We start from the raw sequence: 15,923 nt of genomic DNA, 5'->3' as shown, positions 1-15,923 counted from the left end.
GTTGGGTTTAACAGTTTAGAGGCATTAACTATGGCCGAACGTTTAAGTAATAACTTCCAGTTTCTTGATGTTGGTCGTCAAGATCCGTCGAAGAAAGACATCCAGACTCGCAAACATCAGTTTGTCGAAATCTATGAGCCATACAGTAAAGACGAGGTGGCGGGTCAGGCTCATCGCTGTCTTGAGTGTGGCAACCCTTACTGTGAGTGGAAGTGCCCGGTCCACAACTTTATACCAAACTGGTTAAAGTTGATCTCAGAGGGCAATATTTTTGAAGCAGCGGAGCTTAGCCACCAAACCAATACTCTGCCAGAGGTTTGCGGGCGCGTGTGTCCACAAGATCGCTTGTGCGAAGGCGCCTGTACCCTAAACGACGGTTTTGGTGCGGTAACAATTGGTAATGCCGAGAAGTATATTACCGATACCGCGTTCGCCATGGGTTGGCGTCCGGATATGTCCAAAGTGAAGTGGACCGATAAAAAAGTGGCCATTATTGGTGCTGGTCCAGCGGGCCTTGGCTGTGCTGATGTATTGGTGCGCAACGGTGTTAAACCGGTAGTGTTTGATCGCTACCCGGAAATCGGTGGTCTGCTCACCTTTGGTATTCCGGAGTTCAAGTTAGAGAAGTCGGTGATGACTCGCCGCCGGGAAATTTTTACCGAGATGGGCATCGAGTTTCGCTTAAACACGAATGTTGGCACCGATGTCACCATGGCTGAACTAATGAGTGAGTACGATGCCGTGTTTATGGGTATGGGTACTTATAACTACATGAAAGGCGGTTTCCCCGGTGAAGATCTACCGGGTGTTTACGACGCTTTGCCGTTCTTGGTGTCCAACGTTAACCGCAACTTAGGCTTTGAAAAAAGCGCCGACGAGTTTGTCAGCGTTAGCGGCAAGCGTGTTGTGGTGCTCGGCGGCGGCGACACTGCGATGGACTGTAACCGCACCTCGATTCGCCAAGGCGCTGAGTCAGTCTCCTGCGCGTATCGTCGCGATGAAGAAAATATGCCGGGCTCTAAGCGCGAAGTGCAAAACGCGCGCGAAGAGGGCGTCGAATTTTTGTTTAATCGACAGCCAGTGGCGATTGTCGGTGAAGCCAAGGTCGAAGGCGTTAAGGTGGTTACGACGCAGCTGGGCGAGCCGGACGAGAACGGTCGTCGCCGCCCCGAGCCTATCGCCGGTAGTGAAGAGATTCTACCTGCCGACGTGGTGTTGGTTGCCTTTGGTTTTCGTCCTAGCCCGCCCGAGTGGCTCGCCGAGCAAAGCGTGGACGTCAACAGTTGGGGCGGTGTTGTTGCACCCGAGGAACAAGAATTTAAGTTTCAAACCACCAACCCTAAAGTGTTTGCCGGGGGCGATATGGTAAGGGGCTCTGATCTTGTAGTTACAGCCATTTGGGAGGGCCGCGAGGCCGCCGATGGTATCTTAGACTACCTCGAAGTTTAAACGAAAAAGCCGGTCCTTTGACCGGCTTTTTTATCGTCCGCCTATCGGCTGGCGGCAAGTGTGCGGCTAGAGAATGTGGCGTCGCCTCTAATCATAACAAGACACTCGATGGATATCTGATTGACCATGACCCAACTTAAAAATGATCGTTTTTTGCGTGCCCTGTCGCGTGAGCCTGTCGATGTAACGCCTGTGTGGATGATGCGCCAAGCTGGGCGCTACCTGCCTGAGTATCGTGCCAGTCGCGAGCGGGCCGGTAATTTTATGGGATTGTGTGGTAACCCTGAGATGGCGTGTGAGGTCACTCTGCAGCCACTGGAGCGCTACCCGCTGGACGCTGCCATACTCTTTTCCGACATCCTTACCATTCCGGATGCCATGGGACTGGGCCTGTATTTTGAAACAGGTGAAGGCCCCAAGTTTAAAAAGCCGGTACGTACCGAGGCCGATATTAATACGCTGCAGATAATCGACCCCGCCAAAGATTTACCCTATGTGGTGGACGCGGTATCACTGATTCGCCGTGAGCTAAATGGCCGGGTGCCTCTTATTGGTTTCTCGGGTAGCCCCTGGACGCTGGCGACCTACATGATCGAAGGTGGCTCGAGTAAAGACTTTCGCCGCGCTAAGCAGATGCTCTATAACCAGCCCGAGCTGATGCACCAGCTGCTCGACACTCTGGCGGAATCTGTCATTGTCTACCTCAACGCTCAAATCGAGGCCGGCGCGCAGGCGGTACAGATTTTTGATACCTGGGGTGGGGCGCTATCCCATGCCGCGTATCAGGAGTTCTCGCTGGCTTACCTCGATAAAATTGTCAAAGGCCTGATCCGGGAGCGAGAGGGGCGCCGGGTGCCGGTGATCCTGTTTACCAAAGGGGGCGGTCAGTGGCTGGAAGCCATGGCCGACACTGGCGCGGATGCGCTGGGGCTCGACTGGACTACCGATATCGGCGCGGCTCGCGCCCGGGTGGGTTCGCGTGTGGCGCTGCAGGGTAATATGGATCCGACGATTCTCTACGCTAAGCCCGATCGTATTCGCCAAGAGGTTGGGACTATCTTGCAGTCGTTTGGCACCGGGCCGGGGCATATATTTAATCTGGGGCACGGGATTACCCCAGAGGTAGATCCAGAGCACGCCGGGGCGTTTATTCGGGCCGTTCACGACTTATCGGCACAATACCACCCTTGATCGGTAGTCTCTGGCGCCATCTGCGAATATTGATTACACTGGTTTAACGCCAATATCCCCAGTTACAACAGAGGGGATTACGAGGGAGCGGCAGTGGGGATAAAACAGGTTAAGCTAAGTGTTAACGAGCTCACCATCGGCATGTATGTGTCGGGGCTTGATCGGCCGTGGGCGCAAACACCGTTCCCCCTGCAGGGCTTTTATATTCGCGATATAGACGAGCTTAAAAAGCTGAAAAGCTTGTGCGGACACGTTTATATCGATGTGGTAAAAGGCCGCTCGCCGCTCGCCACCAAGTTGCGCTCTTACGATGGGACAACCGGTGGCGCGGGAAGTAAAAACGGGCCCACCCGGCATGTCGATAGTGCCCCGGTTACGGTGCCGGTTAAGCCGATAAAAATTCAGCGCAACCAATACCAAGAGGTTAAGTCGCTGGGACGTGAGGTTAAAAAAGCCCGCGACCTGCACCAAAAGGTTTACTCAGCCGTTGCCGACGTTCTGTCGCAGCTGGATAAAGAAACTTTTTACGATATCCCGGTGGCCGAAACGCGCCGTCTAGCCAGCGATATGGTTGACAGTGTGCTGCGCAACCCGGATGCCTTCACTTGGCTCTCGCGCGTTCAGGAGGCCGATGAGTACACCTACAGCCATGCGCTGCGCTCATCAGTGTGGGCGATATTGTTTGGTCGTCATATTGGGCTTGCAAAACGCGAGCTGGATATTTTGGCGATGGGGGTTTTGCTTAAAGATGTGGGTAAAACTAAATTACCCCACGAGCTCATTATTAATGCAGATCGTACCCCTGAAGAACAAAAACAATACGAAAGTTTTGTCGCTCTGGGTGTCGAGCTGCTAAAAGGCGCCGATGGTATGGAGCCGCGAGTCATAAGCGTGGTACGCACCCACTGTGAGCGCTTAAATGGCAGTGGCTTTCCGCAGCACCTGATGGGCGACAAGATCCCGTTATTGGGTAAAATTGCCGGCATTGTCACCTTCTACGATACTGTGATTACACCCCGCGGAGCCACGGTTCCTATCGCCCCCTCTAAAGCCGTTGCCCGGCTGTATGAGCTGCGCAATATTCAGTTTCAGGAAGATCTCGTAGTTGAGTTTATCCGCGCGATTGGGCTGTACCCCACAGGTACACTTGTCGAGCTCAACACCGGAGAGGTCGGCGTAGTGGTCGAGCAGAACTTTGAACGTCGTTTAAAACCTAAAGTAATGGTGGTGATGGACGCGCTCAAGCAGCCATTAAAAACGCACCGGCTGCTCGATTTAGCCGACGACGACCGTACCAAACAGGCACTCATTGACGCCGGTAAGGTCTCTTTGGCCGATGTGCAAAAAGTTGAAATTGCGCGCGATCTAGAGCCCGGCAGTTACGATATAGACATCATCGCGATCCGGGATGATTACCTGCTCTCTACCGAGAAAAAAGGCCTGCGCGCGTTACTTGATCGCTTTACACGCTCGTAAACTCAACCGACGGTTTCCCCCATGGCCTCGCCCATACGGGTGGCGCTTTCGGCTTTAAAGGCTTCGTCCCAGCGCACCTTATCCTTCCCGAATAACACAATGGCTGTGGAGCCCAGCTTAAAGCGGCCCATCTCGGCGCCTTTTTCTAAGGTTATCGGCGCTGCTTGTGCCGCCCCATAGTGGGTGGTGACAACGCGGCGCTTAAAGGGGGCGACCTCACCGGCCCACACGGTTTCTATGCCCGCGACAATCATGGCGCCCACCAGAACAACCGCCATAGGGCCTGCCTCGGTATCAAAAATACACACGGCGCGCTCGTTGCGGGCAAACAGTCGGGGCACTTCGCGGGCGGTGGCCGTATTCACCGAGAATAAGTCGCCGGGGATTACGGTCATTTGTCGCAGCCGTCCTGTGAGTGGCATATGCACCCGGTGATAATCTTTGGGTGATAAGTAAACGGTGGCAAAACTGCCGTCGGCAAACTCGGCGGCTAAGGCCTCGTCGCCACCAAGCAATTCGCAGGCACTGTAGAGCTGCCCTTTGGCCTGGAAAATACGCCCCTCTTCGATACTGCCCACCTGACTAATAGCCCCATCCGCGGGGCAGACAACGCTGCTGCCGGTGCCGTCGATGGGGCGGGCGTCGGCTTTTAATGCGCGGGTAAAAAAGTCGTTAAAGCAGGCGTAGCTGGCTGGGTCTCCATCCAAAGCCTGAGACATATCCACGTGATAGCGTTTAATAAACCAATTAATAAACGTACTTTTCACAGTTTGGTTACGGCAGTTTGCCAGTTTACCGGCTAACCGCGACAGCGCGTGCTGTGGGACCAAATACTGCAGGCTGGTAAATAGTTTGTCGTTCATTGAGTTGCTATCCTTTCGGCTCGGGTACGGCGCCAGCGGCGTAGGCGTATGCTATCAGAGATTTGCGGCTGCGGCGTTCTCCCGTGTTCATCTGGCTGCTAAACTGCGCAGCTTAACGCCCCTAGTATCTTGTGATAACGAGGTTTAAGTGCTTCAGTTTCAAATTATCCCGGTGACCCATTATCAGCAAAATTGCTCGCTTATTTGGTGTGAGCAGAGCCGCGAAGCCGCGTTAGTGGACCCCGGCGGTGATCCCGAACGTATTCGCGAGGCGCTTGCTCAGGCGGGTGTCACACTGACCAAGATTTTGCTTACGCACGGTCATTTAGATCATGTTGGGGCGGCAGAGCTGCTCGCCCATAAGTATCAGGTGCCGATTATTGGGCCTCACATTGATGATACTTTTTGGCTCGAGCAGCTCGCGATGCAAGCACAGATGATGGGGTTTGCACTCTTAACGCCGCAGGTGCGGCCCACCCGCTTTGTCGCCGACAACGAGGTTATTAGGCTCGGCGAGTGCTCGCTGGAGGTATTGCATTGCCCGGGGCACACGCCGGGGCATATAGTGCTGGTGGATAAACAGGCGCGCTTGGCGTTTGTTGGTGACGTTTTGTTTCACGGCTCTATTGGGCGTACAGATTTTCCGCGAGGGGATCACAAGGCTCTGTTGCAATCGATCACGGAAAAGCTATGGCCGTTGGGAGACGATATTCGCTTTGTGCCGGGCCACGGGCCTATGTCGACTTTTGCCCACGAGCGAGCCCACAACCCCTTTGTGGCAGACAAAAATTTTGGTTGATTCGGCGTCGTTGCCCTGGCCTGTGACATATCAATTCAGCGCCCGCCGGCGCACCGTTAGCATTGAGGTGCGTGAGGGGGAGGTGCGCGTGCTGGCCCCTAAAGGTATTGCCCGGCGCGATTTGCTGGCCTTGTTGAAGGCTAGGCGTCAGTGGGTAAGCGCCAAGCTGGCACAGCAGCAAGAGCGCATTGCGTTGCGGCCACGCTATCAATATCAGTCAGGCGAGCGGTTACCTTATCTGGATGGGGAGCTCACGCTGTCCGTTGCGAACGGTACCCGAGCGGCCTGTGAGCGAGACGCCGATACACTGCATATTTGGCTGTCATCACGCAGTCGCAAAAGCGCCGCAGAGCAAGCCTACCAGAGCGTACTCCAGTGGTATAGGCACGAGGCTTTAGGCCTGCTCGAGGCTAAAACACAGCAGCTGTGTCGTGCCACGGGGCTCCGGTGTCGCGGGGTTAATATTCGCGCTACGCGTTCTAAGTGGGGCCACTGCACGTCCGAGGGTTACATTCAGTACAACTGGCAAATAGTGCTGGCTCCTGTGGCTGTGGTGGATTATCTTGTAGCCCACGAAGTTAGCCACCTGCGTCACCATAACCACAGTCGTGCATTTTGGCAGCAGGTACAGGCCATCTGCCCGGACTATCAGCGTCAGCGCCTTTGGCTGCGCGAGCAAGGGCACCGCTTGATCTTACCGCCCTACGAGAGGTAAACCATGGAACCTTTATCAGACGATTTTGAAGAAAACGTAGACCGCTTTATTGTCGAAGGGATCAATACCGGCTGTGTGTGGGGGCTTGAAGGCCCGGACGGGTGGGCGCTGTGCGACTCGGAAAAACGCGATGACACCGACGTTATGCCCCTGTGGTCTTCGCGCGAGCTGGCCGCTGTACACTGCGTCGAGGAGTGGCACGATTACCAGCCGCTGCCCATTGCGCTCGCCGAGTTACTGGAGGATTGGCTCCCCGGCATGCATGAGGACGTCATTCTGGTGGGTATCAACTGGAACCAGGATATGGAAGGCGAGGAGTGGGAGCCGCTGGATCTACTGGCAGAGTTTGAGCAAGAACTTAGCTAAGCTGGCGGTTTACTAACCGGCCTCGCTCGCCTCGGCAAGTTCGTCGACGCCAAACAGGTAATCGTGCAAAATATCCACTTGGTTGTCGGTGACATATCGCTCGAGTTGGTTTAGGTCGGCAAATGCCGGGGTGATGGCGCTGCTGGGGTCACCGTTGTAGTCTGCCCGTGTTAGCACCACCACTTTAACCGGTGCCGCCTCAGTGTTAGGCGCACTAAAAAGTAGTTGTAAGACTTTAAATTTAAAGTCGAGACAAAAGCGCATCAGGTTGGGATAGCTCGATTCTTGCCGGTTATGAAAACGCAGTTCACGGCTGCCTAGTAACGTATTATTGGCTGTGTTGGGGTGCGGCATAACGTATCTCGGCGTAGTGCTAAAGCAGTGCTAAAGCCCGCTTCTGGGAATCGGGTTCATCAAAGTGTCGATTACAGCACACTCGGCGGCGCCCCTAATGTGACTCGCGTCACAAAAATGGCCGGGTGGCCAGGAGTGAGGCGTGTATTGCCGCTCGCTCAGTTGCTTGATTCCCGCGTCGATTGAATCATAATGCCCCTTCACCGGCGTGATGGCCGGATCGAATTAAGGAGTGCTGGTATGTGTGTTAATGGCCGTTTGCTGGGTTCTGTTCGCCTTTGGGCGGTTGCCACAATGGTAGTTTTGTTGGCTAGTTGTGCGAGCTTGCGGCCGGGCTTCACCGAGCCCACCGTTAATGTCACCGGGTTGCATATGTTGCCCGCCGAGTCGGGTGAGCTGGCGCCGAGAATCGGCTTGCGTTTACGGATTACCAACCCCAACCCCGATGATCTGATGATTAGCGGGATGTCTTACAGCATGGCGCTGCAGGGCTATGATTTGCTAAATGGCGTGAGCGCCAAGGTGCCGGTGCTTAAGGCATACAGCGAGACTCCGCTGGAGCTGGAGCTAACCACCAATATACTCGAGCTGGTTCGCCTGGCGCGCTCACTGAGCCGCCGCCCGGCCAACCAGCCTATCGATTATGAGTTTGCGGCTAAACTCGATACCGGTCGCTACACGCCGTCGATTCGGATCAAAGAGTCGGGCGAAGTTAATTTTGAGTCGCTGTCTGCACAGCCTTAAACTGATCTTTTAAGACGCGCAAAATCAGGATAACCAATGTCTGAACACACGCAATTTTCAGAGGCAGAAGAGTTTATCTCCCTCAAAGAGTACGCCGAGAAAGCTTATCTCGACTACTCCATGTACGTTATTCTCGACCGGGCTTTGCCCCATGTGGGCGACGGCTTAAAACCCGTCCAGCGGCGCATTATTTACGCCATGAGCGAGCTTGGCTTAAAGTCCACCGCTAAGTACAAAAAGTCGGCCCGTACTGTGGGCGACGTGATTGGTAAGTTTCACCCGCACGGTGACTCGGCCGCCTACGAGGCGATGGTGATTATGGCGCAGCCGTTCTCCTATCGTTACCCGTTGGTGGATGGCCAGGGCAACTGGGGGGCGCCGGACGATCCTAAATCCTTTGCCGCCATGCGTTATACCGAATCTAAACTGGCGCGTTACGCCGACGTATTGCTCGAAGAGCTCGGGCAGGGCACCGTCGACTGGCAGCCTAACTTTGATGGCACCATTGACGAGCCCGAAGTGTTTCCGGCGCGGGTTCCCAACGTGTTACTTAATGGCACCACGGGTATCGCCGTGGGCATGGCCACGGATATCCCGCCGCACAATTTACGCGAAGTCGTCAGTGCCGCTATTCATCTGCTGGATAACCCTAAAGCCGATGTCACGGAGTTGTGCGAGTTTGTGCAAGGCCCTGATATGCCGACAGAGGCAGAAATTATTACCTCGCGGGACGATATCAAAGCGATTTATCACACCGGCCGGGGTAGCTTGCGCATGCGTGCGATCTACACGCGAGAAAAAGAAACCGGCGATGTGATTGTCACCGCGTTGCCGCACCAGGTCAGCGGTGCCAAAGTGCTTGAGCAAATAGCCGCGCAAATGCAGGCTAAAAAACTGCCTATGGTGGCCGACTTGCGCGATGAGTCGGATCACGAAAATCCTACTCGCTTAGTGGTGTCGCCGCGCTCGAACCGGGTTGATTGCGAGCAGTTAATGCAGCATCTGTTTGCGACCACTGACCTTGAAAAGACCTACCGTATCAATATGAACATGATCGGTATCGACGGGCGACCGCAGGTTAAAAATTTACAAAAAATACTGTCTGAGTGGTTAAGCTTCCGGACTGTGACCGTGCGCCGGCGTCTGCAGTATCGTCTGCAAAAAGTCGAAGAGCGTTTGCTGCGCTTAGCCGCCTTGATGATTGTGTACCTCAATGTTGATGAAGTGATTCGCATCATTCGTGAGGAAGATCACCCCAAGCCGGTGCTAATCGAGCGCTTTAATCTGGTAGAGATGCAGGCCGAGTATATTCTGGAAACCAAGTTGCGCCAGCTGGCACGACTGGAAGAAATGAAAATACTCGAAGAGCAAGAGAAACTTGAAAAAGAGCGCGCCGAACTCGAGAAGATTTTAGGCTCGGCGACGCGCTTGAAAACGCTTATCCGCAAAGAGTTAAAACAAGTCGCTGAAGATTTTGGTGACGACCGCCGCTCGCCCATCGTAGCCCGGCAAGAGGCGCAGGCATTTAGCGAGGCGGAGTTGGTCAGTGCCGATCCGGTTACGGTGGTAGTCTCGGACAAAGGGTGGATTCGCGCCGCCAAAGGCCACGACATAGACCCAGAAGCACTTAACTACAAAGCGGGTGATCACTTTAAGCTGGTTGCGCTTGGCAAATCGAACCAGCAGGCCATACTGCTCGACTCCACTGGCCGCAGCTACGCGATAGCCGCGCATACGTTGCCGTCGGCGCGCGGGCAGGGTGAACCTATCAGTGGGCGCTTAAATCCGCCCAACGGTGCTACCTTTGAAGGTCTGTTGATGGGGGCCGATGAGCAGACAATACTGTTGGCCAGCGACGGTGGTTATGGGTTTATTGCTTCTCTTAGCGATTTACACAGCAAAAATCGCGCGGGTAAAAACGCCTTAACCTTGTCAAAAGGCGCTCAAGTGTTGGCGCCATCGGTTGTGCACGACCCCGAAAACGATTGGGTGGCAGCGGTTAGCAATGAGGGGCGTCTACTGTTGTTTCCGGCGCTTGAGCTGCCTCGGCTAGCGCGCGGTAAAGGTAACAAAATTATTAATATTCCCGCAGCTCGCGTGCAGTCGCGCGAAGAGTTTGCGTTAGGAATTGTGACGCTATCGGCTGCGCAGTCTTTGACTGTGTACTCGGGTAAACGTCACCTTACTTTAAAACCGTCAGATCTGGAGCACTACCGGGGGGAGCGCGGGCGCCGCGGCAACAAATTACCCCGAGGATTTCAAAAGGTAGATCGGTTGGCGGTCAGCGAAAAATAATAACTAACAGGGAGCCTTCGGTAGTGGATAAGCGACAGCATTTACGTACCCCCATAGCCTGCAGGATTAAAATTGTGCACGCAGAGTGGGGCGAGATGATAGTGAAAACCCGCGATCTCTCTGATGGCGGCGTGTTTGTGCTGCTCGACCCAGAGCAGGCACCACCGATTGGCTCCATTGTCACCGGACAAATACAAGGCTTGATGGAAGATGCGCCGATTGTCGAAATGGAAGTGGTGCGCGCCGAGTCCGACGGTATTGGCCTTAGGTTTGTTACCCAGAGTTAAGAGGCCCGCCATGCGCCTTTGGTTAGGTTTAGCTGTTGTGATGTCTGCGGTACTTGTTGTTGGTGCGGTACAGGCACAGGTGTATAGCTGGACGGACAGTAACGGCCGCATTCACTACTCCGATCAGCCCACCGATCAAAATGCGGTACTGCAGTCACTGGATATCGGCACTATGCCGGCGCCAAAAATTATTGAGTTTACGACGCCGGGTTTGTTAAGCGGCGCACTCTACCCGTTGGTTATGTTGCCGTTTGGCTATAGCGATACCGTTTTTGCGGCGACTGAGCCCACTGCACGTTTTTATTATGGCGGCGATTGTGTTTCACCGACTTCGCTGCGGTTTGAAGAGTTACGTCAAGCTCTGCCTACCTTGGTGCGCACCCCCGAGCAACTTCAGGTTGATGCGTTTCGGGCCGTGCGTCGGTTGGGGCACACAGAGTTATACCGCGCCGGACATTTTGGCGGCCCAGCGCTTGACGGCGCTGAAGCAAGGTATTTAAGCGGAGAAGTTGTCGATCTCGATCTTGCTGGCTGTTTCAGCCAGGGCGCCTCGTCACTACCGGCAGCCGAGATGCCCCCGTCGATGTTGGCGCGCTTTACAATGGCCAATGCCTGGATAAAAGTTCGCTGGCAGTTATACAGCTCGCCTGGCTCGGCGCCACTGTTAAGTTTTGAAACTGAAGGCTCGGCGGCCACTCAGTTAAACCCCGATATAACGCTGCTATCGGCCATGCGCGAGAGCTTTTCGGCGGCTGCGGCCAACGCGCTTGGCGATTCGCGGTTGCGCCAGGCACTGAGCGCAGCTGAACCGGATAGCCAAAAGCCTACATCACCCCCTAACGCCAACCAACAGCTCATGCGCCAGGCGAATCTCGCGGCGGMACTGTCTGAACTAAGTGCGCTAAAGGTAATGGTTGCTGAGTATTATCAGGTGCGCGGAGTGATGCCTTTGTCGATGGCGGCGATGGGTGTTGGCGCAGAGCAAGCGCAAAGCAGTCGCTATTTTTCGGCACTGCACATGCAGGCGCCAGGTGTTATACATGCCGAGCTGAATGCTGGCACGTTTCCCGCTGGTCATTTTGTCGAGTTAATTCCGCAGGTTAGTCAGGGTTTTACCTTGATTGAGTGGCACTGCGAAACCAGCCTCGACACGCAACTGCCATTGTGTTCTGCAATAGGTGTTGCACCTTAACGTTTAGGAAACAGGTTATTTTATGTGTCAACGAGTGTTGTCGGCGATATTGCTGCTGAGCATGTTAGTGAGTGCGCCTGGGTATAGCGCGGTTATTTTGCAGTACCACCATATTAGCGAACAAACCCCCAGTGCTACCTCCACCTCGCCCGAACGTTTTAAGCAACACCTCGATTACTTAAAGCAAAAGCAGTTTCACGTTGTCCCTTTACCCGAGCTCATTAAGCGTATAAAAAACGGTGTGTTGACCGATGACAAGATCGTCGCGATTACCTTTGATGATGGATACCGTTCGGTGTACGAAGAGGCTTTTCCATTGCTGCGTCAATACGGCTTTGCGTTTACCGTGTTTGTTAACACTGAGCCGCTCGATCGCGGGGCAAGTGAGTTTGTTACCTGGGACGAACTTAAGGAGATGGCACAAGCTGGTGGCACCATCGCCAATCACACAACCACTCACCCGCATATGGTGCGCCTTTTAGAAGATGAAACCGTAAAACAGTGGCAAGAGCGAATGGCTCGGGAAATTACCGCGGCGCAAAAAGCGATTGCCGAAAACCTGGGACAGTCGGAGAAGTTATTAGCGTACCCTTACGGCGAGTTTGATGCAAAAGTGACAGCGTTAGTGCAGCAGCTTGGCTTTACCGGCTTTGGTCAGCACTCCGGGGCCGTGGGTGTGGGCGCGGATGTTTTACGTTTGCCGCGATTTCCCATGGGGGCCAATTTTGGGGAACTAGACAGCTTTGCCACCAAGGTTAATACGCGCCCGCTAGCGGTTAACGAGTGGCAGCTGCTGGACGACGACAACCGACCGCTGCAAGAGGCTGTGATTACGGCGGGATCGCGCCCGGCACTGCTGTTAACTCTGGCGCAAGCATCGCTCACCTCGCACTTGCGCTGTTATTTGCAGGGCGAGCAACTACAGCTAGAGGTCGACGGCTCAAAGGTGACGGTTAAGGCGGGGCAGGGGTTGGCTCCGGGACGTTCGCGTTTTAATTGCACTGCTCGCGCCGAAGACGGGCGCTACTATTGGTACTCCCAGCCATGGTTAGTTACCGGGGAGGACGGGCAGTGGCAGCACGAGAGCTAGACGCCGTTTTATCCTATTGGTTTGACGAGCTTACCCCTTCCGATTGGTTTCGCAAAAGCGACGCGCTGGACGCTGACATTGCCCGGCGCTTTGGCGCGCTGCATAAACGCCTGCTGGATGAAACTTTAGCGGTTAGCACGGCGACGGCAAGTAATGTGTTGGCGGTGGTGATTGTGTTGGATCAATTTTCGCGTAATATTTATCGCGATCAGGTGAGGGCATTTGCCGCCGATGAAAAAGCGTTAACGTTGGCGCAACAACTGGTCGCCGAGGGGCGCGATCAACAACTGTCGGCCCAGCGGCGCGTGTTTTTATATATGCCCTATATGCACAGCGAGGACTTAGCCGTGCACGATCAGGCGCTCGAGCTTTTTAGTGCGTTGGGGTTTGCCAATAACGTAACGTTTGAGCGCAAGCACAGGGATATTATCGCCCGCTTTGGTCGCTACCCACACCGCAACCATATTCTTGGGCGCGAGTCGACAGAGGAAGAGCTGGCCTTTTTACGCCAGCCCGGATCGTCGTTTTAATGCTCGCTCGGTAGTGCATTGCTCTGATCGAGCAGCTCCAGCTTGTTGTAGCGAATTAACTCGCCGAGCTCGTCGACATAAACCTGTCCACGGCTCGAGTACCCCACTAACCCTGGAATCAGCTCCGGCCCGGTAATGGGTTGCCCGGCGTCGCGCAGCGCCGCCCGGCGCGAGCGCACCGCCGCGTACGTGCGATGGGTGTTGATGTTGTGGTAATAGGCGTTAACCGCTTGTTCCAGGCTGGGAAACTTTTGCACCTCGTGGGTGGCGCCTTTGTTGCGGCTTTTGGGAACCAGCCCGCAACCTTTGGTGTAACACCACTGACCAAACAGATTTTGTGCTTGCCGGGCAAAGCGCGACGTTCCCCAGCCTGACTCCGTGGCCGCTTGCGCTACCACCATCGAGGTGGGGATGACATCAACTCGCCTTAACAGCTTTTTGATTTGTTGCGTTTGCGGGGCGGCCTGCGCGTCAGTGTCAACCTGATAGCGCTTTCCTAAGCGGCGTAACTGCTCCTTTTGCACATAGCTTAATGCTTTGCCTTGCGCTAGTGCACTGAGCATATCAGTAAGCCGAGCCCGTGCCTGCATAATAGCGTCGTTTTTGGCCGAGGCCATGGGCGCTATGAGCTGGATAAAGGTTTGCTTGCGAGTGGGAATGTCATCAATGGCTCGCATGTTAGGTAAAACAGTATCGCCGCTAATGCTCCCCAAGCTTGCTGGCTTGTAGTGAGTGCTGGCAAAAAATAAGGCCAGAGCCAAAGTGCCTAACGCATAGATAACCAGTGCCGCGGCGATAAGCTGAAACTTACGTTGTTGCATTATTTTGTTCTCTTTTTTCTTTAAATATCCAGAGAGTCGCGCAGCGCTTGCATGCGGCGCTGGTTTTCTTCGTTGCTTAGGGGTGTTTCGGTGTGCTCTGGCAGCGCGGGGGTGTCGGGTGAGGGCAAAGTCTCACCGTTAATGACGCGCTCGCAGAGGCGCTTGTAGTGTTGCTCAAACACCGGGAAGGCCGCGCGCTCGGTACTACTGCTTAAAAAGTACCAGTCGCTGGCGCGGCCGGCGTGATATACCGCCGGATGGCTCCAGTTAAAGGCCGTTTTGGGTGAGGGCGCTTGGCAGGCTTCAACGTAGGCCGCGTGGGGATCTTTTAGACCGTGTTTACGCGGGTCGCCCTGACAGGCCACCATCATTTTATTTAGGGTTGGCAAGTAGTCGGAGGTTTCAATTACCTCGCGGGCGCCGCGGCGGATGGTATCCGGGTCAAATTTTTGCAGCGACTCGAGCCAAAGCTTTTTAATTTGCCCCAGTACCGCACCGTCGCTGTAAGCTTTGTAATACTGGTTGTGATAATTGATGCGAAACAGTGCAAACACCTCGTTTAAGGCGTCGATATGAGCGTCGCTAGGAGCTGCAGAGCGCGCCTCAGCTTGCCCAGCTGCGGTCGGTGAGGTCTTGGATGAGGCTTCGATCTCGCGTTGTGCTTGCTGCAGTAGTTTGTTGCTGTCCTGCATGGCTATGTACCTGTGTCGGCTGAGCATTAAGTGCGTGCTGACGCGCCCAGTGATGTTTAACATGTTGCAAAAATTTGGTGTTCCAGGAGGCATTAAGCTGGTTGCTGTCGCGCCAAAAGAGCACAAACTCGGGTACTTGTTTGCGCGCAAAGTCTAAATCAATATTCGCCAGCTTTAACACATCGTACACGTCGCGGCTTGGTTGCCAGTCGGCGGCAATGCGCTGCGGTGCGGTATCGTGCTCCAGGGCGCTGGTGTAGCGTGCCCACTGGCGCTTTACGTGCTGAATAAACTTGCTGTTCCAGGTGCGGCCAACGTCGCCGCGCTCGCGCCAGTAAAGCACAAACTCGGGAATGGCATCTTCGACAAAGGCCTGGCTGATGCCGGCGTTGCGTACCAACAGCTGCATCGCATCGCCCGAGGGGCGCCAGTCAGCGGGCACGGTGGTGTCTTGGTCGCGCTTGAATAAGCCGGTTTCGTGTTCGCGCCACTGGCGTACCACGTGTTTTAAAAACTTAGAGCCCCAGGCGTGATGCGGCTCGCCGCGCTCGCGCCAATAGGTGACAAATTCGGGCAACTGCTGGCGAATAAAATAATCCGGAATATTGTATTGAGCGATCTGCGCCATTAGCTCGGCATCCGGCTGCCACAGAGCGCCGATGGTATTGCTTTGGCGCCGCGCCGGCGTTGGTGCCGGCGGTGCCGGCGCCGTGACCGGCTGGCTTAGCACGCCCGCGGCGAAACGAACCCGCAGCTCGCCACTGCTGGTAAAAGGCGCGCTGATAATATCAATCAGGCCTTTCTCCTGCAGGTTTTTAGCAATGCGTTGTATGTCGTCGGGCCCCCAAAAGCCGAGGCGCTCGGCCGCGGCGTCGGCGTTTAGACACACAGTATTGGTGGCATTGCCGGGTGCGGCCAGCTCGCCCAGCGCACTGAGCATTATCGCCTCCTCCAGACCTATGGTGGCGGCCAGCGAGGGCGATAACAGTAACGGTTTTTCGGGTAGCAGGGTCGATGTCATAGGGAGCACTTTAGCATTGATCGGTAGCGCGGTTGTAG

General features: G+C 54.9%; 17 protein-coding genes. 12 read left to right on the top strand and 5 right to left on the bottom strand.

The window, feature by feature from the left end; translation table 11 throughout:
- Positions 1–30: 30 nt before the first annotated feature.
- From SD69_RS17230 to SD69_RS17220, 3 genes are all read left to right on the top strand, one after another.
- A complete protein-coding gene (locus SD69_RS17230; protein WP_041524197.1) occupies positions 31–1,449 on the top strand; it encodes an FAD-dependent oxidoreductase in 1,419 nt (472 codons plus the stop codon).
- Between the two features lie 126 nt (positions 1,450–1,575).
- Positions 1,576–2,640, top strand: a complete 1,065-nt coding sequence (gene hemE, locus SD69_RS17225; protein WP_041524196.1) for a uroporphyrinogen decarboxylase — start codon at positions 1,576–1,578, stop codon at positions 2,638–2,640.
- Positions 2,641–2,733: 93 nt separating this feature from the next.
- Positions 2,734–4,116, top strand: coding sequence for an HD-GYP domain-containing protein (locus SD69_RS17220; protein WP_041524195.1), 1,383 nt, complete (start codon positions 2,734–2,736; stop codon positions 4,114–4,116).
- A gap of 2 nt (positions 4,117–4,118) precedes the next feature.
- Here SD69_RS17220 and asd read toward each other — a convergent pair whose 3' ends face one another.
- A complete protein-coding gene (asd, locus tag SD69_RS17215; protein ID WP_041524194.1) occupies positions 4,119–4,979 on the bottom strand; it encodes an archaetidylserine decarboxylase in 861 nt (286 codons plus the stop codon).
- Positions 4,980–5,127: 148 nt separating this feature from the next.
- Between asd and SD69_RS17210 the strand changes: the two genes are divergently transcribed.
- From SD69_RS17210 to SD69_RS17200, 3 genes are read left to right on the top strand one after another with little or no spacing between them, the layout of a single operon-like run.
- A complete protein-coding gene (locus SD69_RS17210; protein ID WP_041524193.1) occupies positions 5,128–5,778 on the top strand; it encodes an MBL fold metallo-hydrolase in 651 nt (216 codons plus the stop codon).
- 22 nt (positions 5,779–5,800) lie between these two features.
- Positions 5,801–6,493: a M48 family metallopeptidase gene (locus SD69_RS17205; RefSeq protein ID WP_198144122.1), complete on the top strand. Its 693-nt coding sequence runs from the start codon at positions 5,801–5,803 to the stop codon at positions 6,491–6,493.
- A 3-nt stretch (positions 6,494–6,496) separates the two neighbouring features.
- A complete protein-coding gene (locus tag SD69_RS17200) occupies positions 6,497–6,859 on the top strand; it encodes a DUF2750 domain-containing protein (protein WP_041524191.1) in 363 nt (120 codons plus the stop codon).
- Between the two features lie 12 nt (positions 6,860–6,871).
- Here the strand turns inward: SD69_RS17200 and SD69_RS17195 are convergent, their stop codons facing one another.
- Positions 6,872–7,213 (bottom strand): hypothetical protein, encoded by a 342-nt coding sequence (locus SD69_RS17195; protein WP_041524190.1) that lies wholly within the window; start codon positions 7,211–7,213, stop codon positions 6,872–6,874.
- A 240-nt stretch (positions 7,214–7,453) separates the two neighbouring features.
- Between SD69_RS17195 and SD69_RS17190 the strand changes: the two genes are divergently transcribed.
- From SD69_RS17190 to SD69_RS17165, 6 genes are read left to right on the top strand one after another with little or no spacing between them, the layout of a single operon-like run.
- Positions 7,454–7,957 (top strand): LEA type 2 family protein, encoded by a 504-nt coding sequence (locus tag SD69_RS17190; protein WP_052481314.1) that lies wholly within the window; start codon positions 7,454–7,456, stop codon positions 7,955–7,957.
- A gap of 36 nt (positions 7,958–7,993) precedes the next feature.
- Positions 7,994–10,252: a DNA topoisomerase IV subunit A gene (gene parC / locus SD69_RS17185; protein ID WP_041524189.1), complete on the top strand. Its 2,259-nt coding sequence runs from the start codon at positions 7,994–7,996 to the stop codon at positions 10,250–10,252.
- A 23-nt stretch (positions 10,253–10,275) separates the two neighbouring features.
- On the top strand, positions 10,276–10,539 hold the full coding sequence (locus SD69_RS17180) for a PilZ domain-containing protein (RefSeq protein ID WP_041524188.1): 264 nt from the start codon (positions 10,276–10,278) through the stop codon (positions 10,537–10,539).
- 10 nt (positions 10,540–10,549) lie between these two features.
- Positions 10,550–11,731, top strand: coding sequence for a DUF4124 domain-containing protein (locus tag SD69_RS17175; protein WP_041524187.1), 1,182 nt, complete (start codon positions 10,550–10,552; stop codon positions 11,729–11,731).
- Between the two features lie 22 nt (positions 11,732–11,753).
- Positions 11,754–12,821, top strand: coding sequence for a polysaccharide deacetylase family protein (locus tag SD69_RS17170; protein WP_041524186.1), 1,068 nt, complete (start codon positions 11,754–11,756; stop codon positions 12,819–12,821).
- Positions 12,803–13,351, top strand: a complete 549-nt coding sequence (locus tag SD69_RS17165) for a DUF924 family protein (RefSeq protein ID WP_232301230.1) — start codon at positions 12,803–12,805, stop codon at positions 13,349–13,351. Before SD69_RS17170 ends, SD69_RS17165 begins: the two co-directional genes overlap by 19 nt.
- Here the strand turns inward: SD69_RS17165 and SD69_RS17160 are convergent.
- From SD69_RS17160 to SD69_RS17150, 3 genes are read right to left on the bottom strand one after another with little or no spacing between them, the layout of a single operon-like run.
- Positions 13,348–14,172 carry a glucosaminidase domain-containing protein gene (locus SD69_RS17160; RefSeq protein WP_052481313.1) on the bottom strand — a complete coding sequence of 275 codons (825 nt, stop codon included), beginning with the start codon at positions 14,170–14,172 and terminating at the stop codon, positions 13,348–13,350. The two genes, SD69_RS17165 and SD69_RS17160, sit on opposite strands and share 4 nt — an antisense overlap.
- A 20-nt stretch (positions 14,173–14,192) precedes the next feature.
- Positions 14,193–14,864, bottom strand: coding sequence for a replication protein P (locus SD69_RS17155; RefSeq protein WP_052481312.1), 672 nt, complete (start codon positions 14,862–14,864; stop codon positions 14,193–14,195).
- Entirely contained in the window at positions 14,776–15,885 is a 1,110-nt protein-coding gene (locus SD69_RS17150; protein ID WP_041524184.1) for a DnaT-like ssDNA-binding domain-containing protein, read from the bottom strand. The genes SD69_RS17155 and SD69_RS17150 overlap by 89 nt, the downstream gene beginning before the upstream one ends.
- Positions 15,886–15,923 lie beyond the last annotated feature (38 nt).

It is taken from the genome of Gilvimarinus agarilyticus, from assembly GCF_000832015.1.
GTDB classification, from domain to species: Bacteria; Pseudomonadota; Gammaproteobacteria; order Pseudomonadales; family Cellvibrionaceae; genus Gilvimarinus; species Gilvimarinus agarilyticus.
Note: the sequence above shows the minus strand (reverse complement) of the source record. Positions and strands in the feature narration are given on the sequence as shown.